The sequence below is a fragment of the Pannonibacter phragmitetus genome (genome assembly GCF_050510895.1).
GTDB lineage: Bacteria > Pseudomonadota > Alphaproteobacteria > Rhizobiales > Stappiaceae > Pannonibacter > Pannonibacter phragmitetus_B.
On record NZ_JBNINT010000001.1, the window covers coordinates 2,309,447 to 2,323,730 of the forward strand.

Genomic DNA, 14,284 nt, shown 5'->3' on the forward strand with positions numbered 1-14,284 from the left:
GGCTCAACTCTCCTCGACTGCCTTACTCGGCGATCCGCTGTACGAACCGGCACTTGATCGGCAGCTTGGCAGCAGCCAGGCGCATTGCTTCGCGGGCAACGTCTTCCGGCACGCCGTCAATCTCGAACATGATACGGCCCGGCTTGACACGGCAGGCCCAGTAGTCCGGAGCACCTTTACCCTTACCCATGCGGACTTCCGCAGGCTTGGAAGACACCGGCACATCCGGGAAAATCCGGATCCAAACACGGCCCGCACGCTTCATGTGACGGGTCATTGCACGACGGGCTGCCTCGATCTGGCGGGCGGTGACACGCTCCGGCTCCACGGCCTTCAGACCGAATTCGCCGAAGTTCAGGTCAGTACCGCCCTTCGCCATGCCGTGGATGCGGCCCTTGTGCTGCTTGCGGAACTTAGTTCGCTTCGGTTGCAGCATCGTTCTTCTCTCGTTCTTGCGTTACACGGGCGCTGCCTTTTCAGGCAGCGCGCTCGCGACCACGATCCCGGCGCTGGCCGCGATCACCCTGATCTGCATCCGAGCTTTCGGTCGCGCGGCGTTCAGACGCCATCGGATCGTGCTCGAGGATCTCGCCCTTGAAGATCCAGACCTTGACGCCGCAGGCGCCATAGGCGGTGTGAGCGGTCGCTGTGCCATAATCGATGTCGGCGCGCAAGGTGTGCAGCGGCACACGGCCTTCACGATACCACTCGACGCGTGCGATTTCTGCACCACCCAGACGGCCGCCGCAGTTGATGCGGATACCAAGGGCACCCAGACGCATGGCCGACTGAACGGCACGCTTCATGGCGCGGCGGAAGGCAACACGGCGTTCCAGCTGCTGGGCGATCGAAGCGGCAACCAGGGTCGCGTCGATTTCCGGCTTGCGCACTTCAACGATGTTGATGTGCACTTCGGCGTCGGTGATCGCTGCAAGCTTCTTGCGCAGCTTGTCGATGTCCGCACCCTTCTTGCCGATGACCACACCCGGACGGCCGGAGTGGATGGTCACGCGGCACTTCTTGTGCGGGCGTTCGATCACGATCTTGGAAACCGCAGCCTGCTTCAGCTCGTTCATCAGATATTCGCGGATGCGGAAATCTTCATGAAGAAGCTTGCCGTATTCGCCCTTGTTGGCGAACCAGCGGGAGTCCCAGGTGCGGTTGATCCCGAGGCGCATGCCGATCGGGTTGACTTTATGTCCCATCAGGCAGTCTCCTCGACTTGACGAACAACGATGGTCAGGTTCGAGAACGGCTTCTCGATCCGGCCAGCGCGGCCACGTGCACGGGCATGGAACCGCTTGATGACAAAAGCCTTGCCCACATGGGCTTCGGCAACCACCAGGCTGTCCACGTCCAGGTCGTGGTTGTTCTCGGCATTCGCAATCGCGGACATCAGGGTCTTCTTGACGTCACCAGCGATGCGCTTGCGGGAGAACGTCAGATCCGCCAGAGCGGAACTTACCTTCTTGCCGCGGATTGCAGCCGCCACGAGGTTCAGCTTCTGCGGGGAGACGCGCAGCATGCGCGTGACCGCCTTGGCCTCGTTGTCGGCGAGCGTCCGCTCACGCTTCGGCTTGCCCATCGTTACTTCCTCTTCGCCTTCTTGTCGGCGCCGTGTCCGTAGTAGGTCCGGGTCGGCGAGAACTCACCGAGCTTGTGACCAATCATTTCTTCAGACACCAGCACCGGAACGTGCTTCTGTCCGTTGTAGACGCCGAAGGTCAGGCCAACGAACTGCGGCAGGATCGTCGAGCGGCGGCTCCAGGTCTTGATGACCTCGTTCCGGCCGGATCTCGCGAACCTTGTCCGCCTTCTTCAGCAGATACCCGTCGACAAACGGACCTTTCCAGATCGAACGTGTCACGATCCGTACCTCTTACTTCTTGCGCGCATGACGGCTGCGAACAATGAACTTGTCCGTTGCCTTGTTGCTGCGCGTGCGCTTGCCCTTCGTCGGCTTGCCCCAGGGGGTCACCGGATGACGGCCACCCGAAGTGCGGCCTTCACCACCGCCGTGCGGATGGTCGATCGGGTTCATGGCCACACCGCGAGATGCGGGCGGATGCCGAGCCAGCGCGAACGTCCGGCCTTGCCGAGGTTCACGTTGCCATGATCCGGGTTGGACACGGCGCCGATGGACGCCATGCAGGTGCCCAGAACGCGGCGCTGCTCACCGGACATGAGACGCAGGATCGTGTAACCCTGGTCACGGCCGACGATCTGAACGAAAGCACCGGCGGAACGGGCGATCTGACCGCCCTTGCCCGGCTTCAGCTCAACGTTGTGGACAATGGTGCCGACCGGAATGGAAGCCAGCGGCATTGCGTTGCCCGGCTTCACGTCGACGGACTCGCCAGCCACAACCATGTCACCAGCAGCAAGGCGCTGCGGAGCCAGGATGTATGCCAGTTCGCCATCCTCGTAGCGGATCAGCGCGATGAAAGCGGTGCGGTTCGGATCGTATTCCAGGCGCTCAACAGTCGCCGGAACGTCGAACTTGCGACGCTTGAAGTCCACCAGACGGTAGGAGCGCTTGTGGCCACCACCGCGGTTCGGTGCCGTCAGACGGCCGCGGTTGTTGCGGCCGCCGGTCTTGCTCAGGCCTTCGGTCAGGGTCTTGACCGGCTTGCCCTTCCAGAGATCGGCACGGTCCACCTGAACCAGCTGGCGCCGGCCGGGGACGTGGGGTTAAAGGTCTTGAGTGCCATAATTGTCGTCCCAGCCTTAGAGTCCGGTCGTCACGTCGATCGAGTGACCCTCGGCGAGCGTCACAATGGCCTTCTTGTAGTCGGACTGCTGTCCGATGCGGCCGCGGAAACGCTTCACCTTGCCCTTGCGGACCAGAGTGTTCACCGCAGTGACCTTGACGCCGAACAGGGCCTCAATCGCTGCCTTGATTTCCGGCTTGGTTGCCGAGTTGGCAACCTTGAAGACCACCTTGTTCTCTTCCGAGGCCATGGTCGCCTTCTCGGTGATCACCGGGCTGACGATCTTGTCGTAGTGAGCGATCTTGCTCATTTGAACCGCTCCTCGATAGCCGACACAGCAGCCTTGGTCAGAACCAGGGTGTTGCGGCGCAGGATGTCGTAGACGTTGATGCCCTGAACCGGGAGCACGTCAACAGCCGGAATGTTGCGGGCGGCGAGTGCGAAGTTCGCATCCACCTCTGCACCATCGATGACCAGCACGTTGGCGACGCCCAGCTTGCTGAACTTTTCCTTCAGCAGCTTGGTCTTGGCTTCAGCGGCCTTGGCGTCCTCGACAACGATCAGCGAACCGGCCTTCACCTTGGAAGACAGCGCATGGGCGAGGCCCAGGGCGCGAACCTTCTTCGGCAGGTCGTGGCCATGGTCACGGACAACCGGACCAAAAGCCTTGCCACCGCCGCGGAACTGCGGAGCCTTGCGGTTGCCGTGACGGGCGCCACCGGAGCCCTTCTGACGGACGAACTTCTTGGTCGTGCCGGAGACTTCGGCACGGCCTTTGGCCTTGTGGGTACCAGCCTGGCGCTTGGCAAGCTGCCAGCGCACAACGCGGTGGATCAGATCCGTGCGCGGCTCGAGACCGAAGATCTCGTCCGACACCGTGATCGAACCGGCGGCCGAACCTTCGAGGGTTTTGACCTCAAGTTCCATCACTCACTCTCCTTGCCCGTGGCTGCCTCGGCAACGGCCCGGAAAGCACCCGGGACCGGCACGCCTTCCGGCAGCGCCTTCTTGACGGCATCGCGAACCAGGATCCAGCCGCCCTTGGCACCGGGAACAGAGCCTTCGACCATGATCAGGCCGCGCTCGACGTCCGTGCGGACAACCTTGAGGTTCTGCGTGGTCACACGGGCATCACCCATGTGGCCGGCCATCTTCTTGCCCTTGAACACCTTGCCCGGGTCCTGACGCTGACCGGTCGAACCGTGCGCGCGGTGGGACACCGAGTTACCGTGAGAAGCGCGGCCACCACCGAAGTTGTGGCGCTTCATGGAACCGGCAAAGCCCTTACCGATCGAGGTGCCGGTGACGTCGACAAACTGACCTTCCACATAGTGGTCGGCAGTGATCTCGGACCCGACTTCGATCAGGTTGTCCGGGCTCACGCGGAACTCAGCCAGCGTGCGCTTCGGTTCAACCTTGGCAACCGCGAAATGTCCGCGCATCGCCTTGGGCGTGTTCTTGACTTTGGCAACACCGGAGCCAAGCTGCAGTGCGGTGTAGCCGTTCTTTTCTTCAGTGCGGTGAGCAACAACCTGGCAGTTTTCGAGCCGCAGTACAGTAACCGGCACATGCTCGCCAGCCTGGTTGTAAATGCGGGTCATGCCCACCTTCTGAGCGATCACTCCAGAACGCATTGGCGTAAACCTTTCGATCCGACTCAGAGCTTGATCTCGACGTCCACGCCAGCTGCCAGGTCGAGCTTCATAAGAGCGTCGACGGTCTGCGGCGTCGGATCGACGATGTCGAGGAGGCGCTTGTGAGTGCGCATCTCGAACTGATCGCGGCTTTTCTTGTCGATGTGCGGACCACGAAGCACGGTGTACTTCTCAATCCGCGTCGGCAGCGGCACGGGACCCCGTACCTGCGCACCGGTCCGCTTCGCCGTGTTCACGATCTCCCGGGTGGAAGCATCGAGAATACGGTGATCGAATGCCTTGAGGCGGATCCGGATATTCTGACCGTTCATTTCAGATTTCCCGATAAGACTGGGCCCCGCCGTCCGCCCGAAGCGGCGGCGGGGGCACCCGCCGATTACTCAATGATGGAAGCGACAACGCCGGCGCCGACGGTACGGCCACCTTCGCGGATAGCGAAGCGCAGGCCGTCTTCCATGGCGATCGGAACGATCAGCGTCACGACGACCGAGATGTTGTCGCCCGGCATCACCATTTCCGTGCCTTCCGGCAGTTCAACGATGCCCGTAACGTCCGTCGTACGGAAGTAGAACTGCGGACGGTAGTTCGTGAAGAACGGCGTATGACGGCCGCCTTCTTCCTTCGTCAGGATGTAGGCTTCGGCCTTGAACTTCTTGTGCGGCTTAACCGAACCCGGCTTGCACAGAACCTGACCACGCTCAACGTCCTCACGGCCAACGCCACGGATCAGCGCGCCAATGTTGTCGCCTGCCTGGCCCTGGTCCAGAAGCTTGCGGAACATTTCAACGCCGGTCACGGTCGTCTTCTTGGTGTCGCGGATGCCGACGATCTCGACTTCCTCACCCACCTTCACGATGCCGCGCTCAACACGGCCGGTCACCACGGTGCCACGGCCAGAGATCGAGAACACGTCTTCGATCGGCATCAGGAACGGCATGTCGATCGGACGGTCCGGCGTCGGGATGTAGGCATCAACAGCCTCCATCAGAGCGCGGATCGCGTCACGGCCGATGTTGGCATCGCGGTTTTCAACCGCTGCCAGTGCCGAGCCCTTGACGATCGGAATGTCGTCGCCCGGGAAGTCGTAAGAGGAGAGCAGCTCGCGCAGCTCCATCTCGACGAGATCCAGAAGCTCTTCGTCGTCGACCTGGTCGACCTTGTTCATGAACACCACCAGAGCCGGAACGCCAACCTGACGGGCGAGCAGGATGTGCTCACGGGTCTGCGGCATCGGGCCATCAGCGGCCGAGCACACCAGGATCGCGCCGTCCATCTGGGCAGCACCGGTGATCATGTTCTTCACGTAGTCGGCGTGACCCGGGCAGTCAACGTGAGCGTAGTGACGGTTTGCCGTCTCGTACTCAACGTGTGCCGTCGAGATCGTGATGCCGCGCGCCTTTTCTTCCGGCGCTGCGTCGATCTGGTCATAAGCCTTGGCAACCGCGCCGCCGGTCTCAGCCAGCGTCATCGTGATCGCCGCGGTCAGCGTCGTCTTGCCGTGGTCAACGTGGCCGATCGTGCCAATGTTCACGTGCGGCTTCGTGCGCTCAAACTTTTCCTTCGCCATCGGATTACTCCGCTTTCTCTATTTCTTTAATGTCGGTCGGTGGTTCAGGCGTACTTCGCCTGAACCTGGTCAGCAACGGCCTGCGGCACCTGCTCGTAATGGTCGAACACCATCGAGTACTGCGCACGCCCCTGCGACATGGACCGCAGGTTGTTCACGTAGCCAAACATGTTGGCAAGCGGGACCATCGCGGTGATCGCGGTCACAACACCACGGTCTTCCGTGCCGTTGATCTGGCCGCGGCGGGAGTTCAGGTCACCGATCACGTCGCCCATGTAGTCAGCCGGGGTAACGACCTCGACCTTCATGATGGGTTCGAGCAGCTTCGGACCGGCCTTTGCGATGGCTTCACGGAAGCCGGCGCGGGCAGCGATTTCGAAGGCGAGAACCGAGGAGTCCACGTCGTGGTAGGCACCGTCGGTCAGGCTCGCCTTGATGTCGACCATCGGGAAGCCGGCGAGCGGACCCGAAGACATCACGCTCTCGATACCCTTGGTCACGCCCGGGATGTATTCCTTCGGAACAGCACCACCGACGATCTGGCTCTCGAAGGCATAGCCGGCACCCACTTCATTCGGCTCGATAACGAGCTTGATGCGGGCGAACTGGCCGGTACCACCGGTCTGCTTCTTGTGGGTGTAGTCGACTTCGGCGCGGCGGGTGATCGTCTCACGATAGGCCACCTGCGGAGCACCGATGTTGGCTTCCACCTTGAACTCACGACGCATGCGGTCGACGATGATGTCGAGGTGAAGTTCACCCATGCCGGCGATGATCGTCTGGCCGCTTTCCTCGTCGGTCTTGACGCGGAAGGACGGATCTTCAGCAGCCAGGCGGTTGAGCGCGAGGCCCATCTTTTCCTGGTCGCCCTTGGTCTTCGGCTCGACGGCGATCTCGATCACCGGCTCGGGGAATTCCATGCGCTCAAGAATGACCGGCTTGGCAGGATCGCAGAGCGTGTCACCAGTGGTGGTGTCCTTCAGACCGGCGATGGCAACGATGTCACCTGCATAGGCAACGTCGATGTCTTCACGGCTGTTGGCATGCATCTGCATCATGCGGCCGACGCGTTCCTTCTTGTCCTTCACGGTGTTCTGCAGGGACGTACCCTTGTTCAGAACGCCCGAGTAGATGCGGCAGAAGGTGAGCGAACCGACGAACGGGTCGTTCATGATCTTGAACGCCAGCATGGACAGGGGCTCTTCGTCGCTCGACTTGCGGAGGATTTCCTCCTCGGTCTTCGGATCGATGCCCTTGATGGCCGGAACGTCCAGCGGGCACGGCAGGTAGTCCACCACGCCGTCCAGCAGCGGCTGAACGCCCTTGTTCTTGAAGGCCGAGCCAGCGAAGATCGGAATGAATTCGCCGCTGATGGTGCCCTTGCGGATGAGTGCCTTCAGCGTGTCGTTGTCCGGCTCATTGCCTTCCAGATACGCTTCCATGGCAGCTTCATCGACTTCGACAGCCGTCTCGATCATGGCATCACGGAATTCCTGAGCCTTGTCAGCCAGGTCAGCCGGGATCTCGACTTCGTCCCAGGCAGCGCCCAGGCTTTCGTCGCGCCAGATCAGAGCCTTCATCTTGATCAGATCGACAACGCCAGCGAACTCGCTCTCGGCGCCAACCGGGATCTGTACGCACAGAGCCTTGGCACCCAGACGGGTCTTGACCATCTCGACGCAGCGGTAGAAGTCCGCACCGAGCTTGTCCATCTTGTTGACGAAGATCATGCGCGGCACGCGGTACTTGTCCGCCTGGCGCCACACGGTTTCAGTCTGGGGCTCAACGCCAGCATTGGCGTCGAGAAGGGCAACGGCACCGTCGAGCACGCGCAGGGAACGCTCCACCTCAATGGTGAAGTCCACGTGACCCGGGGTGTCGATGATGTTCAGGCGCTTTTCGTTCCAGAAAGCGGTGGTCGCGGCGGACGTGATCGTGATGCCGCGTTCCTGTTCCTGCTCCATCCAGTCCATGGTGGCAGCGCCATCATGAACTTCACCGATCTTGTGGCTCTTACCCGTGTAATACAGGATGCGCTCGGTGGTCGTGGTCTTGCCGGCATCGATGTGAGCCATGATGCCGAAGTTGCGGTAGTCCTCGATTTTGTGCGTGCGAGACATGACGTCAGCCCTTTTCCAGGATTACCAGCGATAGTGCGAGAAGGCGCGGTTCGCGTCCGCCATGCGGTGCGTGTCTTCGCGCTTCTTCACTGCGGAACCACGGTTGTTCGCGGCGTCGAGCATTTCGCCCGACAGGCGGTCCACCATGGTGGTTTCGTTACGGTTGCGGGCCGCAGTGATCAGCCAGCGGATTGCCAGAGCCTGACGACGGTCAGAGCGAACTTCCACCGGAACCTGGTAGGTCGCACCACCGACGCGGCGGGAGCGAACTTCCACCTGCGGCATGACATTCTCAAGAGCCGCATGGAACACCTCGATGGGGTTCTCGCGGGTCTTCTTCTCGATGATGTCGAATGCACCGTAAACGATGCGCTCGGCCACGGACTTCTTGCCGTGATACATGATCGAGTTCATGAACTTCGTAACGACGATATCACCGAACTTGGGATCCGGAATGATCTCGCGCTTTTCTGCGCTATGACGACGGGACATGCCGCGCGCTCCTTACTTCGGCCGCTTGGCGCCGTACTTCGAACGGCGCTGCTTACGGTTCTTGACGCCCTGGGTGTCGAGCACGCCACGGATGATGTGGTAGCGAACGCCCGGCAAATCCTTGACGCGGCCGCCGCGGATCATCACCACGGAGTGTTCCTGAAGGTTGTGACCTTCACCCGGGATGTAGCCGATGACTTCGAAGCCATTCGTCAGGCGCACCTTGGCAACCTTACGAAGTGCCGAGTTCGGCTTCTTCGGCGTCGTGGTGTAGACGCGGGTGCAAACACCACGCTTCTGCGGGCAGGCCTCCATGGCCGGCACCTTGTTCCGCTTCGGCGGGTCTTTCCGCGGCTTGCGGATCAGCTGGTTGATGGTCGGCATTCTGTGCCCTTTACCTCTGCCATCCAAAAATTCGTACGCTACCCTGCTTTTCACTGACTACGTGACAAACGTAATCGCGCCTCAGCCATGTTCGCACATGGGAGGCGCTGCGAAAACCAGAGGACCACGAGGTTAATCGCGGTCGTGCAATCGACGCTTATTCGCCTTTTTGAACCCGGCAGCGTTTAAGTTTTCAGGTTCCTTGCGTAGACCGCTGGAACACATCAGGACTTACCGCCTGCCCTTGGGATGGGCGGACACTACTCACGGCGCCCCGTGCCGTCAAGGGAATCTCGGATTTCTGCGGGATTGGCCCGTCCTGCAGCACCTTTGCTATGACGAGGCCGGAATCTGCGCATTCAAGCACCTTTTGTGATGAAAACACTGCCTATATTGTAATTAAATTATGCGTCCATGGCATTCTGCATGCCCGGCTCCTGTGCCGGTTAACCGTGCCTTGCGAGATCTTGCAGGGCGGCCCTGCATCCCGGAGTGCCACAGATTCCCCGAATCCTCGGCGGTTTGCTCAAGAACCGAGACTCACTCGCCGGTGAAGCGGTTATTTGCCCGTTAAGGAATCACATCAAGGGAATCAGCCCCCTTCCCTGCTCCTCCAAGGCGCGCAGCCACCAATCAAGCATGTGCCAGCATCCCTGCCCAAAGCGCCCTTCCTGCCGGGACGGTAAACGCAGTGCAAACCCATTCCTTCAAATAGAAAGGGACGGCAGCTGGCCTGTTGCCCTCTGCCGTCCCTGACTTCCGGTTCTTGCAGCGACCTCAATCGCGGAAGGTAATCACAGCCACATTGCCGGACAGGGCGTCCTGATAGGCGCCCTCATAGGTCGGATCATCCGGCTCGCCTTCCAGCACGCCAATCTGGTCAAGCTCGGCCTCGGCGAAGCCCTCCCTGCCAGAGCCTCCAGGGTCTTGCGTACGGCGCTGTCGTCATCGGGGGCGGTCAGCATCACGTGGATCGGCACCGCATCTTCCGGACCGCCATCCTCGCTGTCCCAGACCCGGCCAATCACCAGGAAGACCGTCGGCTCCAGCGGAGCATCATCGTCATTGCCAGCCATCACGGCCTCCTTCTTGATAAACGAAAGGCCGCACGGGTGGCGGCCTTTCTGGTTCATGGGTCAGGTGCCGCTTATTCGGCGGCGCCGGACAGATCCTCCAGCAGGCCTTCTGCGGCACTGTCGCCCGAGCGCTTGCGGCGCTCGTCGAGGATCAGGTCGTCGCGGTGGGTCGCGATCTGACGGATGCGCTTCATCACGCCGCCCGTACCGGCCGGGATCAGACGGCCGACGATGACGTTCTCCTTCAAGCCGACCAGCGGGTCGATCTTGCCGTTGACGGCGGCGTCGGTGAGGACACGCGTCGTCTCCTGGAAGGAGGCTGCCGAGAAGAACGACCGGGTCTGCAGGCTCGCCTTGGTGATACCCAGGAGAACCGGCACGCCCTTGGCCGGGGTCTTGGCGTCGTCGATGGCACGCTCGTTTGCCTCGTCGAAGTCGAGCTGGTCGACCTGCTCGCCCGAGAAGAACTCGGTCTCGCCCGGATCGGTGACTTCAACCTTCTGCAGCATCTGGCGAACGATCACCTCGATGTGCTTGTCGTTGATGACCACGCCCTGCAGACGATAGACTTCCTGGATCTCGTTGACGAGATAGGCCGCGAGCGCTTCCACGCCCTTGACCGCCAGAATGTCATGCGGCGCCGGATTGCCGTCGAGGATGTACTCACCCTTCTCGATGACATCGCCTTCCTGAAGATGGAAGTGCTTGCCCTTCGGGATCAGGTACTCGACCGGCTCCATTGCCTCGTCATGCGGCTCCACGATGATGCGGCGCTTGTTCTTGTAATCGCGGCCAAAGCGGATGGTACCGCTGATCTCCGCGATAATGGCGTGGTCCTTCGGACGGCGCGCCTCGAACAGTTCCGCAACGCGGGGCAGACCACCGGTGATGTCCTTCGTCTTGGCGCTTTCCAGCGGGATACGTGCGAGCACGTCACCAGCCTTCACCCGGTTACCCGGCTGCACCGACAGAATGGCGTCCACCGAAAGCAGCAGACGGGCGTCACCACCACGGGCCAGCTTGCAGATCGAGCCATTGGCGTCCTTGACGACAACCGCTGGCTTGAGGTCCTGACCGCGATGCGACGTACGCCAGTCGATGACGACGCGCTTGGTGATACCGGTCGCCTCGTCGGTGGTTTCCTGCACCGAAGCGCCATCCACCAGGTCTTCGAAGTCGACCACACCATCCACTTCCGACAGCATCGGACGGGTGTAGGGGTCCCACTCGGCAATACGCTGGCCGCGCTTGACCGCATCACCATCGTCAACCAGCAGCTTGGCACCGTAGGTCACACGATGAACAGCGCGTTCGTTGCCGTCGCTGTCAACGACGACAAGCGACATGTTGCGCACCATGGCAATCAGGTTGCCATCGCTGTCACGGGTGGCTGCACGGTTGCGGATCTTGATCGTGCCATCGACGTTGGATTCGATGAACGAGCTGTCCACCACCTGTGCCGTACCACCGATGTGGAACGTACGCATGGTCAGCTGGGTGCCCGGCTCACCGATCGACTGAGCGGCGATAACGCCGACAGCTTCACCGATGTTGACCGGCGTACCGCGGGCAAGGTCACGGCCATAGCAGGTGCCGCAGACGCCCGTGATGGTCTGACAGGTCAGCACCGAACGGATCTTGATCTGCTGAACCTTGGCAGCCTCGATCAGCTCCACGTCCTTCTCGTCGATCATGCGGCCCTTCGGCACGATGATCTCGCCGGTTGCGTGGTTGTAGACGTCTTCTGCTGCCGTACGGCCAAGAACGCGCTGGCCAAGGCTTGCGATGACCTGACCGGCGTCCACGATCGCCTGAACGGTAATGCCGTTCTCGGAACCGCAGTCGACTTCAAGGATGATCGAGTCCTGAGCCACGTCCACGAGGCGGCGCGTCAGGTAACCCGAGTTTGCCGTCTTGAGCGCGGTGTCAGCCAGACCCTTACGGGCGCCGTGAGTGGAGTTGAAGTACTCCAGAACCGACAGGCCTTCCTTGAAGTTCGAGATGATCGGGTTTTCGATGATCTCGCCCGACGGCTTGGCCATGAGGCCACGCATGCCGGCAAGCTGCTTCATCTGGGCCGGAGAACCACGGGCACCCGAGTGGGACATCATGTAGACCGAGTTCATCGGCTTCTGACGGCCCGTCTCCTGATCGATCTGAACCGCCTGAATGCGCTTCATCATCTCGTCAGCGATGCGGTCGGTGCACTTGGCCCAGGCGTCAACCACCTTGTTGTACTTCTCGCCCTGAGTGATCAGGCCGTCGTTGTACTGCTGCTCGTATTCGGCAACCATTGCGGCCGTCTCGCCCACCAGCTTTTGCTTGGTGTCCGGGATCACCATGTCGTCCTTGCCGAACGAAATGCCCGCGCTGCACGCATTCTTGAAACCAAGCTGCATGATGCGGTCGCAGAAAATGACCGTCTCCTTCTGACCGCAGGCGCGGTAGACGGTGTCGATCATGCGCGAGACTTCCTTCTTCGTCATCAGCCTGTTGCAGGTGTCGAAGGGAACCTCGTGATGCTTCGGCAGCAGTTCGGCAATCATCATGCGGCCCGGCGTCGTCTCGAAGATGCCGGAGGTCGGGTTGCCGTCCGCGTCGATCGAGCGGAAGCGTCCGCGGATCTTCGTGTGCAGCGTGATGACCTTGTTGGCCAGCGCATGCTGGATCTCGCCCATGTTGCCGAAGGCCATGCCTTCGCCCGGCTCCTTCTCTGCCATGATCGACAGATAATAGAGACCCAGAACGATGTCCTGCGACGGAACGATGATCGGGCCGCCGTTGGCCGGATGCAGGATGTTGTTGGTCGACATCATCAGCGTGCGGGCTTCCAGCTGGGCTTCCAGCGAAAGCGGCACGTGCACGGCCATCTGGTCACCGTCGAAGTCGGCGTTGAAGGCCGAGCAGACGAGCGGATGCAGCTGGATTGCCTTGCCTTCGATCAACGTCGGCTCAAAAGCCTGGATGCCGAGGCGGTGCAGGGTCGGCGCGCGGTTCAGAAGCACCGGATGCTCGCGGATAACCTCGTCGAGGATATCCCAGACTTCCGGACGCTCCTTCTCCACCAGCTTCTTGGCCTGCTTGACGGTCGAGGAGAAGCCCTTCGCGTCAAGACGCGAATAGATGAAGGGCTTGAACAGCTCGAGAGCCATCTTCTTCGGCAGGCCGCACTGGTGCAGCTTCAGCTCCGGCCCCACGGTGATCACCGAACGGCCGGAATAGTCGACGCGCTTGCCGAGCAGGTTCTGACGGAAGCGGCCCTGCTTGCCCTTGAGCATATCGGACAGCGACTTGAGCGGACGCTTGTTGGCACCGGTGATGACACGGCCACGGCGGCCGTTGTCGAACAGGGCGTCAACAGACTCCTGCAGCATGCGCTTTTCGTTGCGGATGATGATATCCGGCGCACGCAGCTCAATCAGGCGCTTCAGGCGGTTGTTACGGTTGATCACGCGGCGGTACAGATCGTTCAGATCCGACGTCGCGAAACGGCCGCCGTCCAGCGGGACGAGCGGGCGCAGATCCGGCGGGATCACCGGAATCACGGTCATGATCATCCATTCCGGACGGTTGCCCGACTCGGTGAAGGCTTCGATGACCTTGAGGCGCTTGGCCAGCTTCTTCGGCTTCAGCTCGGTGGTTGCCTCGGCGATCTCAACGCGCAGCTTCTCGCTCTCGCGCACCAGATCCAGCGACATCAGCATCTCACGGATGGCTTCCGCGCCGATCATCGCCGTGAAGGCATCTTCACCGTACTCGTCCTGGGCGCTGATATATTCTTCCTCACTCAGCAGCTGGTTCTGCTTCAGCGGGGTCAGGCCCGGCTCGAGAACAACGTAGTTCTCGAAATAGAGCACGCGCTCCAGATCCTTCAGCGTCATGTCCAGCAGAAGGCCGATACGGGAGGGCAGCGACTTCAGGAACCAGATATGAGCAACCGGCGCGGCCAGCTCGATGTGGCCCATGCGCTCACGGCGCACGCGGCTCAGCGTCACTTCGACGCCGCACTTCTCACAGATGACGCCCTTGTACTTCATCCGCTTGTACTTGCCGCACAAGCATTCGTAGTCCTTGATCGGACCAAAGATACGAGCGCAGAACAGACCATCACGCTCTGGCTTGAACGTGCGGTAGTTGATCGTCTCCGGCTTCTTGATCTCACCATAGGACCAAGACATGATCCGCTCGGGGCTGGCGAGAGAAATCCGGATCTGGTCGAAGGTCTGCGCGGGAGCCTGCTGGTTGAACAGGTTCATGACCTCATGATTCATGGGCTCTC

12 protein-coding genes and 3 pseudogenes are annotated in these 14,284 nt (G+C 61.2%); all 15 read right to left on the reverse strand.

The features are described from left to right. Positions 1 to 22 precede the first annotated feature (22 nt). The 15 genes and pseudogenes from rplP to rpoC all read right to left on the reverse strand — a co-directional run bounded on the left by rplP (position 23) and on the right by rpoC (position 14,276). Positions 23 to 436, reverse strand: a complete 414-nt coding sequence (gene rplP, locus ACQB61_RS10915) for a 50S ribosomal protein L16 (RefSeq protein WP_019965864.1) — start codon at positions 434 to 436, stop codon at positions 23 to 25. Positions 437 to 476: 40 nt separating this feature from the next. Further along, the gene (gene rpsC, locus ACQB61_RS10920; RefSeq protein ID WP_430512637.1) at positions 477 to 1,205 is read right to left on the reverse strand and encodes a 30S ribosomal protein S3; all 729 of its coding nucleotides are present in this window, start codon (positions 1,203 to 1,205) and stop codon (positions 477 to 479) included. After that, a complete protein-coding gene (gene rplV / locus ACQB61_RS10925; RefSeq protein ID WP_019965866.1) occupies positions 1,205 to 1,585 on the reverse strand; it encodes a 50S ribosomal protein L22 in 381 nt (126 codons plus the stop codon). The genes rpsC and rplV overlap by 1 nt, the downstream gene beginning before the upstream one ends. Positions 1,586 to 1,587: 2 nt before the next feature. Then, positions 1,588 to 1,867, reverse strand: a pseudogene (rpsS, locus tag ACQB61_RS10930) (30S ribosomal protein S19). A gap of 12 nt (positions 1,868 to 1,879) precedes the next feature. Further along, positions 1,880 to 2,711 (reverse strand): annotated as a pseudogene (gene rplB / locus ACQB61_RS10935) (50S ribosomal protein L2). A gap of 16 nt (positions 2,712 to 2,727) precedes the next feature. After that, positions 2,728 to 3,021, reverse strand: a complete 294-nt coding sequence (locus ACQB61_RS10940) for a 50S ribosomal protein L23 (protein ID WP_019965869.1) — start codon at positions 3,019 to 3,021, stop codon at positions 2,728 to 2,730. Continuing rightward, positions 3,018 to 3,638 (reverse strand): 50S ribosomal protein L4, encoded by a 621-nt coding sequence (rplD, locus tag ACQB61_RS10945; protein ID WP_430512638.1) that lies wholly within the window; start codon positions 3,636 to 3,638, stop codon positions 3,018 to 3,020. Before rplD ends, ACQB61_RS10940 begins: the two co-directional genes overlap by 4 nt. Continuing rightward, the gene (gene rplC / locus ACQB61_RS10950) at positions 3,638 to 4,345 is read right to left on the reverse strand and encodes a 50S ribosomal protein L3 (protein ID WP_050474669.1); all 708 of its coding nucleotides are present in this window, start codon (positions 4,343 to 4,345) and stop codon (positions 3,638 to 3,640) included. Before rplC ends, rplD begins: the two co-directional genes overlap by 1 nt. Positions 4,346 to 4,368: 23 nt before the next feature. After that, entirely contained in the window at positions 4,369 to 4,677 is a 309-nt protein-coding gene (rpsJ, locus tag ACQB61_RS10955; RefSeq protein ID WP_013652482.1) for a 30S ribosomal protein S10, read from the reverse strand. 65 nt (positions 4,678 to 4,742) lie between these two features. Then, positions 4,743 to 5,933, reverse strand: coding sequence for an elongation factor Tu (gene tuf / locus ACQB61_RS10960; protein WP_430512639.1), 1,191 nt, complete (start codon positions 5,931 to 5,933; stop codon positions 4,743 to 4,745). A 44-nt stretch (positions 5,934 to 5,977) separates the two neighbouring features. After that, positions 5,978 to 8,053 (reverse strand): elongation factor G, encoded by a 2,076-nt coding sequence (gene fusA, locus ACQB61_RS10965; RefSeq protein ID WP_430512640.1) that lies wholly within the window; start codon positions 8,051 to 8,053, stop codon positions 5,978 to 5,980. Between the two features lie 21 nt (positions 8,054 to 8,074). Then, the gene (gene rpsG / locus ACQB61_RS10970; RefSeq protein WP_430512641.1) at positions 8,075 to 8,545 is read right to left on the reverse strand and encodes a 30S ribosomal protein S7; all 471 of its coding nucleotides are present in this window, start codon (positions 8,543 to 8,545) and stop codon (positions 8,075 to 8,077) included. Positions 8,546 to 8,557: 12 nt separating this feature from the next. Further along, entirely contained in the window at positions 8,558 to 8,929 is a 372-nt protein-coding gene (rpsL, locus tag ACQB61_RS10975; RefSeq protein ID WP_019966691.1) for a 30S ribosomal protein S12, read from the reverse strand. A gap of 777 nt (positions 8,930 to 9,706) precedes the next feature. Further along, positions 9,707 to 10,005, reverse strand: a pseudogene (locus ACQB61_RS10980) (regulator). Between the two features lie 71 nt (positions 10,006 to 10,076). Beyond that, on the reverse strand, positions 10,077 to 14,276 hold the full coding sequence (rpoC, locus tag ACQB61_RS10985) for a DNA-directed RNA polymerase subunit beta' (RefSeq protein WP_430512642.1): 4,200 nt from the start codon (positions 14,274 to 14,276) through the stop codon (positions 10,077 to 10,079). Positions 14,277 to 14,284: the final 8 nt, after the last annotated feature.

What these genes read in the sequence shown, in the direction of transcription:
- rplP (WP_019965864.1), bottom strand. Translation starts at nt 436, where the DNA reads ATGCTGCAACCGAAGCGAACTAAGTTCCGCAAGCAGCACAAGGGCCGC.
- rpsC (WP_430512637.1), bottom strand. Translation starts at nt 1,205, where the DNA reads ATGGGACATAAAGTCAACCCGATCGGCATGCGCCTCGGGATCAACCGC.
- rplV (WP_019965866.1), bottom strand. Translation starts at nt 1,585, where the DNA reads ATGGGCAAGCCGAAGCGTGAGCGGACGCTCGCCGACAACGAGGCCAAG.
- ACQB61_RS10940 (WP_019965869.1), bottom strand. Translation starts at nt 3,021, where the DNA reads ATGAGCAAGATCGCTCACTACGACAAGATCGTCAGCCCGGTGATCACC.
- rplD (WP_430512638.1), bottom strand. Translation starts at nt 3,638, where the DNA reads ATGGAACTTGAGGTCAAAACCCTCGAAGGTTCGGCCGCCGGTTCGATC.
- rplC (WP_050474669.1), bottom strand. Translation starts at nt 4,345, where the DNA reads ATGCGTTCTGGAGTGATCGCTCAGAAGGTGGGCATGACCCGCATTTAC.
- rpsJ (WP_013652482.1), bottom strand. Translation starts at nt 4,677, where the DNA reads ATGAACGGTCAGAATATCCGGATCCGCCTCAAGGCATTCGATCACCGT.
- tuf (WP_430512639.1), bottom strand. Translation starts at nt 5,933, where the DNA reads ATGGCGAAGGAAAAGTTTGAGCGCACGAAGCCGCACGTGAACATTGGC.
- fusA (WP_430512640.1), bottom strand. Translation starts at nt 8,053, where the DNA reads ATGTCTCGCACGCACAAAATCGAGGACTACCGCAACTTCGGCATCATG.
- rpsG (WP_430512641.1), bottom strand. Translation starts at nt 8,545, where the DNA reads ATGTCCCGTCGTCATAGCGCAGAAAAGCGCGAGATCATTCCGGATCCC.
- rpsL (WP_019966691.1), bottom strand. Translation starts at nt 8,929, where the DNA reads ATGCCGACCATCAACCAGCTGATCCGCAAGCCGCGGAAAGACCCGCCG.
- rpoC (WP_430512642.1), bottom strand. Translation starts at nt 14,276, where the DNA reads ATGAATCATGAGGTCATGAACCTGTTCAACCAGCAGGCTCCCGCGCAG.